Here is a 13516-nt window from a genome sequence, read left to right on the forward strand (position 1 = left end):
GACCACCCGTCCGACCACCTGACCATGACGCACGAGAGCCCCGGACCCGTCAGGGGTCCGGGGCTCTCGTGACGGAGCCGACCGTCTCCCACCGGTCACGAGGACCGGCGGGAGGAGGGGTCAGTTGCCGGTGAGCTTCTCGCGCAGCGCGGCGAGGGCCTCGTCCGACGCGAGGGTGCCCTCGGCCGGCGCGGGGCTGCTGCTCTGGCGCGGGGTGCCCTCGCCGGAGTCGGCGACGTCACCCGTGGCCGACGAGTACGAGGTCGAGGTGCTGCCACCGGCAGCGGCCTCGGCGTCGGCCTTCGTCGCGGCCTCGACCTGCGCCTTGTGGGCCTCCCAGCGGGAGTGGGCCTCGGCGTACTGACGCTCCCACTTCTCGCGCTGGGTGTCGAAGCCCTCGAGCCACTCGTTCGTCTCCGGGTCGAAGCCCTCGGGGTACTTGTAGTTGCCCTGCTCGTCGTACTCGGCCGCCATGCCGTACAGCGTGGGGTCGAACTCCGAGGCCGGGACCGACTGGTCGTTGGCCTGCTTGAGCGAGAGCGAGATGCGGCGACGCTCGAGGTCGATGTCGATGACCTTGACGAAGATCTCGTCACCGACGTTGACGACCTGCTCGGGCAGCTCGACGTGACGCTCGGCCAGCTCGGAGATGTGCACGAGGCCCTCGATGCCGTCCTCGACGCGCACGAACGCACCGAACGGGACGAGCTTGGTGACCTTGCCGGGCACGACCTGGCCGATGGCGTGGGTGCGTGCGAAGTGCTGCCACGGGTCCTCCTGCGTCGCCTTCAGCGACAGGGAGACACGCTCGCGGTCCATGTCGACGTCGAGCACCTCGACGGTGACCTCGGTGCCGACCTCGACGACCTCGGACGGGTGGTCGATGTGCTTCCACGACAGCTCGGAGACGTGGACGAGACCGTCGACGCCGCCGAGGTCGACGAAGGCGCCGAAGTTGACGATGGAGGACACGACGCCCGAACGGACCTGGCCCTTCTGGAGCTCCTTGAGGAACGTCGTGCGCACCTCGGACTGCGTCTGCTCGAGCCAGGCACGGCGCGACAGGACCACGTTGTTGCGGTTCTTGTCGAGCTCGATGATCTTGGCCTCGATCTCCTTGCCGACGTACGGCTGGAGGTCGCGGACGCGGCGCATCTCGACGAGCGAGGCGGGCAGGAAGCCACGCAGGCCGATGTCGAGGATGAGGCCGCCCTTGACGACCTCGATGACGGTGCCGGTGACGACGCCGTCCTCCTCCTTGACCTTCTCGATCGTGCCCCAGGCGCGCTCGTACTGAGCCCGCTTCTTGGACAGGATCAGACGGCCCTCCTTGTCCTCCTTCTGGAGGACGAGGGCCTCGACCTCGTCGCCGACCTTGACGACCTCGCCGGGGTCGACATCGTGCTTGATGGACAGCTCACGCGAGGGGATGACGCCCTCGGTCTTGTAGCCGATGTCGAGCAGGACCTCGTCCCGGTCGACCTTGACGATGCGACCCTCGACGATGTCGCCGTCGTTGAAGTCCTTGATGGTCGCGTCGATCGCGGCAAGGATGTCTTCCAGGGTGCCGATGTCGTTGATGGCGACCTCGGGCGCGGTCTTCTCGACCGTATTGGCAGTCATGTAGTAGGAACTCCGATTGTGGACAGTGAAGTTGGAGACACCGCGTCGCCCACCTGTCGGTCGGGCCACTCGATGTCGGTACGGGTACGGGTTGACGTGCTCGTACGCACACGGGTGCGCTCGGCGATCCTATCCGGGCGGCCAGCACAGGGTCAAAGTCCGTCGTGGTAGGGCCGGTGATGTCCCCCGAACCCACCTCCGCCCGCCCGGGCCCGCGCCCCACCGGGGTCGAGGGGGCGCCGTGAGCGAGCCCTCCGGACCGCCGAGCGACGTGGCGCGCCGTCCCGTGGGGGCGGCCGAGACGGCATCCGCCAACCGGCTGTGGTGGGACGGCGAGGCCGCCGACTACCACGCCGAGCACGGCGCCTTCCTCGGTGACACCGACTTCGTCTGGGGTCCCGAGCGCCTGCGTGAGGCGGATGCCGGCCTGCTCGGTGAGCTCGCCGGCGCGGACGTGCTCGAGGTCGGGGCGGGGTCGGGCCAGTGCTCGCGCTGGGTGCGCGGCCGCGGTGGGCGCGTCGTCGCGACGGACCTCTCGGCCGGGATGCTGCGCACGGGCCGTCGGGTGGATGCCGGTCTGGCCCCGGGTGCGCGCGTGCCGTTCGTGCAGTGCGACGGCCGGGCCCTGCCCTTTGCCGACGCGTCGTTCGACGTCGTCTTCACCGCCTACGGCGTCGTGCCGTTCGTGGCCGACCCGGACCTCGTCCTGCGCGAGGCCGCCCGGGTGCTGCGGCCCGGTGGGCGCTTCGTCTTCTCGACGACCCACCCGCTGCGGTGGGCGCTGCCCGACGACCCCGGTGAGGGTGGCCTGACGGTGACGATGTCGTACTTCGACCGCACGCCCTACGTCGAGCAGGACGAGGCCGGCCGGGTCGTCTATGTCGAGCACCACCGCACGCTCGGCGACCGGGTGCGCGAGATCACCGCCGCCGGGCTCGTGCTCGTCGACCTCGTCGAGCCGGAGTGGCCGGAGGGCCACGAGCAGACGTGGGGCGGCTGGTCGCCCCTGCGCGGTCGCCTCGTCCCGGGGACCGCGGTCTTCGTCTGCCGGCGGCCCGACGCTCCCAGCGGGCGTGCGGGCGGCGGTGGCAGCATCAGGTCGTGACCACCGCCCCGACGCTGCCGCTGCTCGCGGTCGTGCTGTCGGCGCTGGCCTACGGCTCGGCGACCGTCCTGCAGGCGGTCGGGGTCCGGGCGCTCGCGCGGACGCCGCGACGGCCGCTCGGGGCGTGGCTGACCGCCGGCCGCTGGTACGTCGTCGGCCTCGTGCTCGACCTCGGCGGCTTCCTGGCCTCCGTCGTGGCGCTGCGCACGCTGCCGCTCTTCGTCGTCGAGTCGGCGGTCGCCTCGAGCGTGGCCGTCACGGCGGTGCTGTCGTCGCTTGTGCTGGGGCAGCGGCTCGTGGCCCGCGAACGGCTCATGCTGCTCGTCGTGCTCGTCGGCCTCGTCGGCCTCGCCGTCGGGGCCGAGCCCGGGCCGGGCCTGCGGCCACCGGCGGTGACGACGCTCCTCGTCGCCTCGGTGCTCGTGGTCGCGGCCCTCGTCGTCGTCGCGCTGCGCGCGCCGCGGGAGCGCCGGGTCGGGCTCGTCGTGCTGAGCGCCGCCGCCGGGCTCGGATTCGGCGGGGTCGGGGTGGCCGCGCGGGTGCTCGTCTGGCCGACCGCCGAGGGCGGGGTGGCCGGCCAGGTCGCCCACCTCGTGACGGACCCGGTGCTGCTCGCCCTGGTCGCCCACGGCATCCTCGCGACGGTCGCCTACGCCCTCGCCCTCGAGCGCGGCAGCGCGACGACCATCGCGGCGGTGACGTTCGCGGTCGAGACGGTGGTGCCGTCGGCCGTGGGCCTGGTCTGGCTGGGCGACGCCGTGCGCCCCGGCGGGGGGTGGGTCGCCGTCGTCACCCTCGGCTTCGCCGCGACGCTCGGCGGTGCCGTGGGGCTCGCCGGGCGCGCCGAGCCGGCGGACGCCACCGGGCCCGCCGCGCCCATAGCGCCCGCTGACCCCGCCGAGCCCACCGAGCCGGAGGCGTCGGCCGCGCACCGAGCCACCCAGCGGGCGCCGAGACGGCACTGACCCCACTCACAGCACACGTCCAGACAACGTCCGGCAGAGGCCCAGCGCGGCCCGACACAGTGGGGCCGTGTCCGCAGAACCGCGCCGACTCCTGGCACCACGCAGCCCCCGTCCCCCACGCCTGACCGGCTCCCCCGCCGCCCGCGCCACCGGCACGTCGGGCTCGGCCCGATGGCTCGTACGGGTGTACGCGGTGGCGACCCCCGTAGCCCTGCTGCTCACGCTGTTCGTGCGGCGACAGCCCGGTCCGGTGCTGCTCGAGGAGGTCTTCGGCCTCGTCAACGTGCCCGTCACCTCGACCTTCGTGTCGGTCGTCGTGCTGGCCCTCATCACGCGAGCGCTCATGGGGCGCAAGCGGATCGGCCTCTGGCTCGTGGCCGCCTTCCAGATCTTCGGCCTCTACCTCGGGGTCGTCGAGCAGCTGCCGGGGCGGCCGTTCCCGTTCGCCGAGGTCTGGCGCACGCGCGGTGACCTCGGCCGCGCGCTCGACCTCGCCGCGACGGTGCTCGCCGTCCTCGCCCTCGTCTGGCTCTGGCACCTGCGGCCACAGTTCACGGCCCGCGTGCGGCGCGGGTCGTGGCGGCTCGCGGGCGCCGCCCTGCTCGCCGGGTCCGCGGTCACCGTCGGCGTCGCCTGGCTGCTGCTCGGCACCGTCGACCTCCCCCGGTCGCAGACGCGGGCCCTCGTCGGGACCGTCATCACAGCCCTCGGCGGGCACACCCGGCACACCGTCGGTCTCGTCCCTCCGTGGGTGGTCGACGTCGTCGCCGTCTGCGCCGGCCTGACCGTCGTCGGCGCGGTCGCCCTGTTCCTCGCCTCGGCGCGCCCGGCCAACCGCTGGTCACCCGACCGGGAGGTGTCGCTACGCGGTCTCGTCGCGGGGTTCGGCGCGCGCGACTCCCTCGCCTACTTCGCGACCCGCCGCGACCGCGCGTCGGTCTTCTCCCCCGACGGCCGCGCCGCCGTCACCTACCGCGTCGTGGCGGGGGTGTCCCTCGCGTCGGGCGACCCGGTCGGCGACCCGGCCGCGTGGCGGCCGGCCATCGAGGCCTGGCGGGCCGAGGCGCGCGAGTTCGGCTGGATTCCGGCCGTGCTCGGCGCGAGCGAGGAGGGCGCCCGCGCGTTCGCGGCCGACGGCATGCGCGTGCTGCTCCTCGGCGACGAGGCCGTCGTCGAGACGGCCCGCTTCGACCTGCGCCGGCCCGAGATGGCGGCGCTGCGCCAGGCCGTGCGTCGGGTCGGCCGCGCCGGCGTGACGGTGCAGCTGCGCCGGCAGCGTGACCTCGACGCGGACACCGTCAGCGGGCTCGCGCACCGGGCGGCGGAGTGGCGCGGCGGCGAGACCGAGCGGGGGTTCTCGATGGCACTGGGCCGGCCGGCCGACCCCGCCGACGGCGACGTCCTGCACGTGACGGCCCACGACGTCGACGGCTCGGTCGTCGGCATCCTCTCGTTCGTGCCCTGGGGCCGGCGCGGCGCGTCCCTCGACGTCATGCGCCACTCCCCCGACGCCCCCAACGGGGTCACCGAGGCGATGATCTGCGAGCTGCTCCGGCGCGGTGACGAGGTCGGGATCGACCGGGTCTCGCTCAACTTCTGCATGTTCCGTCGGGCCTTCGCCGAGGCCGACCGGCTCGGTGCACGCCCCTCGACCCGCGTCGGCGCCTCGCTGCTCGGCGTCCTCGACCGCGCCTGGCAGCTCGAGCGCCTCTACCGCTTCACCGAGCGCTTCGAACCCCAGTGGGCGCCGCGCTTCCTCTGCACCGACGACACCGTGTCGCTGCCGCAGGTCGCCGTCGCCGCGGGCGCCGCGGAGGGCTTCCTGCCGTGGCCCTCCCGCGCCGACCGCACGACCCGCTCGCTCGACCCGGAGCACATCGCCGTCCTCGCCGAGCTGCACGCCGGCGAGGAGCCCGACCTGCAGCAGCTCGGCCCGTCGCGCACGAGCGCCTTCCGGGACCGCGCGCGGACCGTCGAGGCCATGCGGTCCGCCGGCCGCGACCCCTACCCGCTCGGCGGCGGCGACCCGGCGACGCCGGTGCCGGGCCGGCCCGCGGACGAGCTCACCGTCGTCGGGCGCGTCCACCGGGTGCGCGACCACGGGTCGGTGCTCTTCGTCGACCTGCTGGACACGCCCGTCACGCCGGACCGCGACGACGGGGGCCGGCAGGTGCTCGCCGAGGCCGGCGTCCTCGGCCACGCGGAGGTCCGTGACCTCGCCCGGGTCGTCGCCCCCGGCGACCTCGTCCGCTTCACCGGTCGCCGTGGCCTCTCACGCACCGGCACCCCGAGCCTGCTCGTCGAGCGGTGGCGCATGGAGGCCAAGTGCCTGCACCCGCTGCCGTTCGACGCCGACGACGACTCCCCCGCCCTCGTCCGCGCCCGCTCGACCGACCTCATCATCCATGCCGCCGCCCTGGGCCAGCTGCGGCGGCGGTCGGCCGTCATCCACGTCGTGCGCGACGAGCTCGCGGCGGCCGGGTTCGTCGAGGTCGAGACCCCGATGCTGCAGCCAGTCCACGGCGGGGCGTCGGCACGACCCTTCCGCACCCGCAGCAACGCGTACGGCGTCGACCTCTCGCTGCGCATCGCCCCCGAGCTCTACCTCAAGCGGCTGCTCGTCGCCGGCATGGGCCCCGTCTTCGAGCTGGGCCGCAACTTCCGCAACGAGGGGGTCGACGCGACCCACAACCCCGAGTTCACCTCGCTCGAGGTGTACCAGCCGCACGCCGACTACGATGTCATGCGGCGCCTCACCGAGCGCCTCGTCCGGCGGGCGGCGGAGGCCGTGCACGGTGCCCAGGTGCTGCCCGTCCCGGCCCCCGGGCAGGAGCGCCGCGGCACCGACGGCGTGCCGCTCGTCGACGTGAGCGGCGAGTGGCCCGTCGTGCGCGTCCTCGACGCCGTGTCGCGCGCCGTCGGCACCGAGGTCTCCCTCGCGACCCCGCTGGCGGTGCTGCGCGGCATCGCCGCCACCCACGGCGTCGAGGTGCCGGCGGCCGGCGGCCCCGGCGCGGTCATCGAGGAGCTCTACGCCGACCTCGTCGAGCGCACGACCGGCGCGCCGACCTTCTACACCGACTTCCCCGCCGAGACCTCGCCCCTCGCCCGACCCCACCGCACCGAGCCGGGGCTGGCCGAGCGGTGGGACCTCGTCGTGGCGGGCATGGAGGTCGCGACCGCCTACAGCGAGCTGACCGACCCGCTCGAGCAGCGGCGCCGGCTCACCCTCCAGTCCCTGCTCGCCGCGGCCGGTGACCCGGAGGCGATGGAGGTCGACGAGGCGTTCCTGCTCGCTCTCGAGACGGGGATGCCGCCGAGCGGCGGGCTCGGTATCGGCGTCGACCGGCTCGTCATGATGCTGACGAACAGCCCCATCCGCTCGGTGCTGACCTTCCCGTTCGTCAAGCCGCTGCCGGAGGCGGCCGCCCGTCGGCCCCGTCCCCGCGCCACGGCCCCCGTCACCCCGGCCGGCCGGACCTCCGCCCGCCGGGACACCGCGGTAGAGACCTCGGCCACCACCCCGACCACCACGACCACGACGACCACGACGACCACGACGACCACGACGAACCGCCTTGCAGGAGCACGCTGATGGAGCTCACCGATCCCCGCCTCGTCGTCCTGCTGGCCGTCGTCGCCCTCGCCCTCTTCGCGCTCGTCGTGTCGGGGTTCCCCCGGTGGCGCCACCCGGCCGCGCGGGCGGCGTCCCGGGGCCTGACGGTCGTCGTGCTCAACGCCGTCGTGCTGGCGGCGTGCGGAGCCGCGCTCAACAACCAGTACCTCTTCTACTCGAGCTGGTCCGACCTGCTCGGCTCCGGCTCGACCCAGGTCGTGGCCCACCACGGCGGCTCGAGCGTCCAGATCGACCAGGCCAAGGTCAACGGACCCGGCTTCTCGGCCGTCACGAGCCCGACGGCCCTGCCCCCGCTGCCCGACCCGGGCCAGCGCATGCAGAACTACACGGTCGCGGGGGCACGGTCCGGCTCGAAGGGGCAGGTGCTCGTCTACCTCCCGGTGGGCTACGACCCCTCGTCGACCCACCGCTACCCCGTCATCGTCGGCCTGCACGGCTTCCCGAGCGCGCCGAAGGGCTTCGTCAAGCTCAACTTCCTCAGCAGCATCGACGTCCTGACGGCGCAGCACCGCATGGCCCCGTCCATCGTCGTCATCCCCCGCATCGACACGCCGGCCGACCTCGACACCGAGTGCGTCAACGGCGGCCCCGGGCAGCCGCAGACCGACACGTGGCTCTCCCGCGACATCCCGGCCTGGACCGCCGCGCACTTCCACGTCGAGCTCAAGCGCACGTCGTGGGCGGCGGTCGGCTACTCGTACGGGGCCTGGTGTGCGGCGTCCCTGACGATGCGCCACCCCGACGTCTTCGGGGCCGCGGTCTCCCTGCTCGGCTACTTCCGGCCGGACTTCGCGACGAACTACGACCCCCTCAGCCCGGCCGCGCTCAAGGGCTACGACCTCGTCTCGATCGCCAGGAACGACCCGCCGCCCGTCGCGATGTGGGTGCTGACCTCGCACGAGGACGGCCTGTCGTACCCCACGAGCGCGAAGTTCCTCGCCGCCGCTCGCGCCCCGCTCGATGTCACCGCCACCGTTCTCGCGCACGGCGGTCACCGGGTGAGCCTCTTCACCCCCTACGTCCCGGGCGCGATGGCGTGGCTGGGCCAGACCCTGCCGGGGTTCCGTGCGTAGTGGGCACGGGCCCCGGTCACGAGGCGGCGCGGCCGTGCTCCTGCTGTGGACGCTGCTGTCGGCGGTCGTGCTCGGCGGGTGCACCACGAGCGTCGCCGACACGCCGGATGCCGTGACGCCCGGGTCGGTCTCGACGGCCCCCACCGCGTCCGCGCCCCCCACGACCTCGACCCCGACCTCGACGTCATCGGCCGCCACGACCACGCCGACCACACCGCCCGAACCGACCTCGACCCCCGCCACCACGCCGACCACGCCGACCACCTCGACCACCTCCAGCGCGACGACCACCTCGACCACCTCCAGCGCGACGAGCAGCACCACCGCGAGCTGGCCGGCCTCGCTCGTCGCCCTCGGCGACTCGGTGCCGGCCGCCGACACCTGCGACTGCACCGGCTTCGTCGAGCGGCTCGGTCCGCAGCTCCAGGCGGCGACGCACCGGGCGTGGTCGGTGCACAACGACGCGGTGTCCGGCTACACGAGCGGCGACGTCCTCGACGACCTGCAGGACCCCGACGTCCAGCGGGACCTGTCCACCGCCGACCTCGTCGTCGTCCAGGTCGGCGCCAACGACCTCGACCTCGACCAGGTCGGCGACCCCGACTGTGACCCGGTCGCCACGTCAGACTGCTACACCCAGACCCTCGACCAGCTCGAGGGCACGCTCGGCCGGATCGTCGACGGCATCCGCTCGCTCGACCAGCGGCCCGACCTGCAGATCGCGCTGCTGGGCTACTGGAACGTCACCGTCGACGGCCAGGTCGCGGCGGCCCAGGGGTCGGCCTTCGTCAAGGCCAGCGTCGCCCTCACCGAGGCGACGAACGCCGTCCTCTCCGACGTCGCCGACCGGTCGGGCTCGATTTACGTCGACACCCGCACGCCGTTCGACGGGGCGTCCGGCACCCGCGACGCGACCGACGACCTGCTCGACGACGGCGACCACCCCGACGGCTCGGGGCACGCCCTCATCGCGACGGCGGTCATGCAGGCCCTGCAGCGCAGCGGCGCAGTCGACGACTGGACGCAGTCGTGAGCCGACCGGTGACCCGGCCCCGTCAGGGGCTCAGTGCGCGGCGTCGTGCCAGGAGCGACCGACGCCGACGTTGATGTCGAGCGGCACATCCATCGGGACCGCCGCCCCCATCTGCTCGCGCACCACGCGCTCGACGTCCTCGCGCTCGCCGGCCGCGATCTCGAGCACGAGCTCGTCGTGCACCTGCAGCAGCACCCGCGACGCAGCGCCGGACGCAGTCAGGGCGCGGTCGACCTCGATCATCGCCACCTTCATGATGTCGGCGGCCGACCCCTGGATCGGGGCGTTGAGGGCCATCCGCTCGGCCATCTCGCGGCGCTGGCGGTTGTCCGAGGTGAGGTCGGGCAGGTAGCGGCGCCGACCGAGCATCGTCGCCGTCCACCCTGTGCCACGGGCCTCCGCGACGACGTCGTGCAGGTACTCGCTGACGCCGCCGAAGCGCTCGAAGTAGCCGTCCATGAGGCCGCGGGCCTCCTCGGTGCTGATCGTCAGCTGCTTGCTCAGCCCGAACGCGGAGAGCCCGTAGGCAAGGCCGTACGACATCGCCTTGACCTTCGATCGCATGGCCGGGGTGACGTCGTCGGGCTCGACCCCGAAGACCCGCGAGCCGACGAACTTGTGGAGGTCCTCGCCGGTGCGGAAGGCCTCGATGAGCCCCGCGTCGCGCGAGAGGTGGGCCATGACGCGCATCTCGATCTGGCTGTAGTCGGCCGACATGAGCGACTCGTAGCCGTCGCCGACGACGAACAGCTCGCGGATGCGGCGGCCCTCCTCGGTGCGGATCGGCACGTTCTGCAGGTTCGGCTCGGTCGAGCTGAGCCGACCGGTCGCGGCGATGGTCTGCAGGTAGGTCGTGTGGATGCGGCCGTCCTCGGCGACCGACTTCTGCAGCCCCTCGACGGTCACCCGCAGGCGCGCGGCGTCGCGGTGGCGCAGCAGGGCCTCGAGGAAGGAATGCTCGGTCTTGGTGTAGAGGTCGGCCAGCGCGTCGGCGTCGGTCGTGTAGCCGGTCTTGGTGCGCTTCGTCTTCGGCATGCCGAGCGTCTCGAAGAGCACGACCTGCAGCTGCTTCGGCGAACCGAGGTTGATCTGCTCGCCGCCGATGGCGTCCCAGGCGTCCTGCTGGGCCTGCGCCACCTTGGCGGCGAAGTCGGCCTCGAGGGCGTCGAGGCCGGGGACGTCGACGGCGATGCCGGTGCGCTCCATGCGGGCGAGGACGTCGATGAGGGGCAGCTCCACGTCGCGCAGCAGCTCGGCCCCACCGGTGTCGGCCACCTGCTGGTCGAGCACGTCGGCGAGGTCGCGCACGGCGGTGGCCCGCACCATCTCGTACTCGGCGGCCTTCTCGTCGGCGTCGCCCTCGAGGTCGAGCATGCCCTGGCCGGAGTCGTCGGTGGCGACGAGCTCGCGCTGGAGGTTGCGCAGCACGAGGTCGTCGAGGTGGTACGTGCGGTTGTCGGGCTTGACGAGGTAGGCCGCGAGCTGGGTGTCGCTCGTCAGCCCGCGCAGCGTCCAGCCCCGGGCGGCCAGCGCCTGCACCGGCCCCTTGGCGTCGTGCATCGCCTTGGGTCGCTCGGGGTCGGCCAGCCAGGCGCCGACCGCCTCGTCGGCCGCGGGCTCGAGGGTGGTCACGTCGATCCACGCCGCCGCCCCGTCGGCCGCGGCCACGGCCAGCCCCGTGACGTCGCCCGCCCCGCGGGCCCACGTGCCGATGAGCGAGACCCCCGCCCGCTGGCCCGGCTGCAGGTGCGTCGACAGCCACGCCGGGACGGCATCCGAGGCCACGACCTCGCCGTCGAGGTCGAAGCCCTGGTCGGCCTCGGGCGCCGCGGCCTCGACCGTCGCGAAGAGGCGGTCGCGCAGCACCCGGAACTCGAGCCCGTCGAAGACGGTGTGCACCTCGTCGCGGCTCCACTGGGCCCGCTCGAAGTCGCCCACGGTCAGGCCGACAGGGCTGTCCTTGACCAGCTGGTTGAGCCGCCGGTTGCGCAGCACGTTGTCGAGGTGGTCGCGCAGCGAGTCGCCCGCCTTGCCCTTGATCTGGTCGATGCCGGCGACGATGCCGTCGAGGCCGCCGTACTGGGTGATCCACTTCGCGGCCGTCTTGGGGCCGACCCCGGGCACGCCGGGCAGGTTGTCGCTGCTCTCGCCGACGAGGGCCGCGAGGTCCGAGTACTTCGTCGGCGGCACGCCGTACTTCTCCTCGACCTCCTTCGGGCCCATCCGCCACACCTCCGAGACGCCGCGCACCGGGTAGAGGATCGTCACCTTGTCGGAGACGAGCTGGAAAGTGTCGCGGTCGCCCGAGCAGATGAGCACGTCGAGGCCCTCGGCCTCGGCCTGCGTCGCGATGGTCGCGATGATGTCGTCGGCCTCGTAGCCGGGCAGTTCGACGTAGCGGATGCGCAGGGCGTCGAGCACCTCGTGCACGAGCGGGATCTGCCCGGCGAACTCGTCGGGGGTGCGGGCCCGGCCGGCCTTGTACTCCGCGTACTCCTCCGTGCGGAAGTTCTGCCGCGCGAGGTCGAAGGCGACCGCGACGTGGGTCGGCTCCTCGTCGCGGAGCATGTTGATGAGCATCGACGTGAAGCCGTAGACGGCGTTGGTGTGCTGCCCCGTCGTGGTCGAGAAGTTCTCGGCCGGCAGCGCGAAGAAGGCGCGGTAGGCCAGCGAGTGTCCGTCGAGAAGCAGTAGTCGGCTCACGTCAGGCAGCCTAGTGTCCGCCACCGACGCTCCCCCGCGGGCCGCCGACGGCCACCTCGCGCCACCAGCCGCCACAACCGGCGCCGCCCGCGTGCCGCCCGCCGCCGCCCACCCGGCCGACCTACGATCGGGGCCATGAGCACGGATGCCGGTCGGCCCCGCCCCCGCGACCCCGCCCCGGGCGGCGGAGACCCCGCAGAGCCCACCGGGCGCACCGGGCGCCGCGAGGCCGCGGGGGACGTCGACGCCGACCTCGTGCGGTCGATGACCGACGACGCCCGCGGCACCCTCATCGACCGCATGGGCATCGAGCTCGTGGAGGTCACCCGGGAGCGGCTGGTGGCGACGATGCCCGTCGAGGGCAACACGCAGCCCTACGGCCTGCTTCACGGGGGCGCCAGCGTCGTGCTCGCCGAAACGCTGGGCTCGATCGGGGCGCAGCTGCACGCCGGGGCCGGCCGCGTGGCCGTCGGGCTCGACATCAACGCCACCCACCACCGGGCCGCGCGGTCCGGTACCGTCACCGGCACGGCCACCGTGCTCAGCGCGGGGCGCACCCTCGTCAGCTACGACGTGGTCGTCACCGACGAGGGGGGCCGGCGGGTGTGCACGTCACGCATCACGTGCCTGCTCCGCGACGCCGCTCCCGGCGCCTGACGACCGACCCCACACCACCGGACGACCGCCGACCGTCTCGGGCCCACGCCCTCGGCTCAGCCGGCGACCTGCGGCGGCTGGGCCGGGGCGGCCCCGGTCGAGGTGCGGGCCGTCGTGCGGGCCGAGGCCCGACGGGCGGCGGTGCGCAGGTCGCGGCGGCGCTGCAGCACCTGGTCGAGGCCGTAGCGCTGGCTGCGGGGCTCCCCCGCGAGCTTGCGCTGCAGCAGGGCGGTCGAGGTGACCCGGCGCACCGTCTCGGGGGCGAAGCCGAGCCGGGCGAAGAAGCGGTTGGCCTCACGGTTCGAGGCGGGGACCGCGCTGCTCAGGTGCTCGGCCCCGGTGCGGTCGGCGTGACGGCCCGCGGCCGCCAGCAGCGCCCGGCCGACACCGCTGCGGCGGTGGTCGGGGTGGACGTACAACATGTCGATCGAGACACAAGGGCTGTCGACGAGCAGGCTGCGGGTCGAGTCGGCGAGGACGACGTAGCCGGCGGGGGCGCCGTCGACGAAGCTGAGGTAGGCGGCGATGTCGTCGCGCTGCAACGCCGTCCGCAGGGTGCCGTCGAGCGCGAGGCGCTGTGCGGCCTCGGGCGTCGTCCCCGACTCGACGCGGTGGGTGATCCACAGCTCGATGAACTGCGAGTGCATGTCGGCGTCGACCTGCTTCACCGCGACAACTGCTCGACCCATCGTCCCTCTCTTCGACCTGTGAAGTCCCCCG

Annotated in this window: 9 protein-coding genes; 6 read left to right on the forward strand and 3 right to left on the reverse strand. The window is 73.6% G+C overall.

Going from position 1 to position 13516, the window contains the following annotated elements; translation table 11 throughout:
- Positions 1–120: 120 nt before the first annotated feature.
- On the reverse strand, positions 121–1623 hold the full coding sequence (gene rpsA / locus DFJ68_RS08005; RefSeq protein WP_121032292.1) for a 30S ribosomal protein S1: 1503 nt from the start codon (positions 1621–1623) through the stop codon (positions 121–123).
- A 241-nt stretch (positions 1624–1864) separates the two neighbouring features.
- Between rpsA and DFJ68_RS08010 the strand changes: the two genes are divergently transcribed.
- The 5 genes from DFJ68_RS08010 (at position 1865) to DFJ68_RS08035 (ending at position 9436) form a co-directional block, all read left to right on the forward strand.
- Positions 1865–2728 (forward strand): class I SAM-dependent methyltransferase, encoded by an 864-nt coding sequence (locus DFJ68_RS08010; RefSeq protein WP_121032293.1) that lies wholly within the window; start codon positions 1865–1867, stop codon positions 2726–2728.
- Positions 2725–3693 (forward strand): hypothetical protein, encoded by a 969-nt coding sequence (locus tag DFJ68_RS08015; protein WP_211333292.1) that lies wholly within the window; start codon positions 2725–2727, stop codon positions 3691–3693. Before DFJ68_RS08010 ends, DFJ68_RS08015 begins: the two co-directional genes overlap by 4 nt.
- A gap of 67 nt (positions 3694–3760) precedes the next feature.
- Positions 3761–7288: a bifunctional lysylphosphatidylglycerol synthetase/lysine--tRNA ligase LysX gene (lysX, locus tag DFJ68_RS08020; RefSeq protein ID WP_420823654.1), complete on the forward strand. Its 3528-nt coding sequence runs from the start codon at positions 3761–3763 to the stop codon at positions 7286–7288.
- Entirely contained in the window at positions 7288–8403 is a 1116-nt protein-coding gene (locus DFJ68_RS08030) for an alpha/beta hydrolase (protein WP_121032294.1), read from the forward strand. The genes lysX and DFJ68_RS08030 overlap by 1 nt, the downstream gene beginning before the upstream one ends.
- Before the next feature lie 34 nt (positions 8404–8437).
- Positions 8438–9436, forward strand: coding sequence for an SGNH/GDSL hydrolase family protein (locus DFJ68_RS08035; RefSeq protein ID WP_170165722.1), 999 nt, complete (start codon positions 8438–8440; stop codon positions 9434–9436).
- A gap of 30 nt (positions 9437–9466) precedes the next feature.
- On the opposite strand, the gene polA is transcribed toward DFJ68_RS08035, so the two are convergent.
- Complete coding sequence (gene polA, locus DFJ68_RS08040) at positions 9467–12139, reverse strand: DNA polymerase I (RefSeq protein WP_121032296.1); 2673 nt, start codon at positions 12137–12139, stop codon at positions 9467–9469.
- A gap of 264 nt (positions 12140–12403) precedes the next feature.
- On the opposite strand from polA, the gene DFJ68_RS08045 reads away from it, so the two are divergent.
- Entirely contained in the window at positions 12404–12796 is a 393-nt protein-coding gene (locus DFJ68_RS08045; protein WP_121035203.1) for a PaaI family thioesterase, read from the forward strand.
- 56 nt (positions 12797–12852) lie between these two features.
- Here the strand turns inward: DFJ68_RS08045 and DFJ68_RS08050 are convergent, their stop codons facing one another.
- Positions 12853–13485: a GNAT family N-acetyltransferase gene (locus DFJ68_RS08050; protein WP_121032297.1), complete on the reverse strand. Its 633-nt coding sequence runs from the start codon at positions 13483–13485 to the stop codon at positions 12853–12855.
- Between the last annotated feature and the right edge of the window lie 31 nt (positions 13486–13516).

The organism is Terracoccus luteus, assembly GCF_003635045.1.
In the GTDB taxonomy this organism is placed as follows: domain Bacteria; phylum Actinomycetota; class Actinomycetes; order Actinomycetales; family Dermatophilaceae; genus Terracoccus; species Terracoccus luteus.

Bases quoted from the DNA above. Each gene is read 5' to 3' on its own strand.
- rpsA (WP_121032292.1), bottom strand. From the start codon at position 1,623: ATGACTGCCAATACGGTCGAGAAGACCGCGCCCGAGGTCGCCATCAAC.
- DFJ68_RS08030 (WP_121032294.1), top strand. From the start codon at position 7,288: ATGGAGCTCACCGATCCCCGCCTCGTCGTCCTGCTGGCCGTCGTCGCC.
- DFJ68_RS08045 (WP_121035203.1), top strand. From the start codon at position 12,404: ATGACCGACGACGCCCGCGGCACCCTCATCGACCGCATGGGCATCGAG.
- DFJ68_RS08050 (WP_121032297.1), bottom strand. From the start codon at position 13,485: ATGGGTCGAGCAGTTGTCGCGGTGAAGCAGGTCGACGCCGACATGCAC.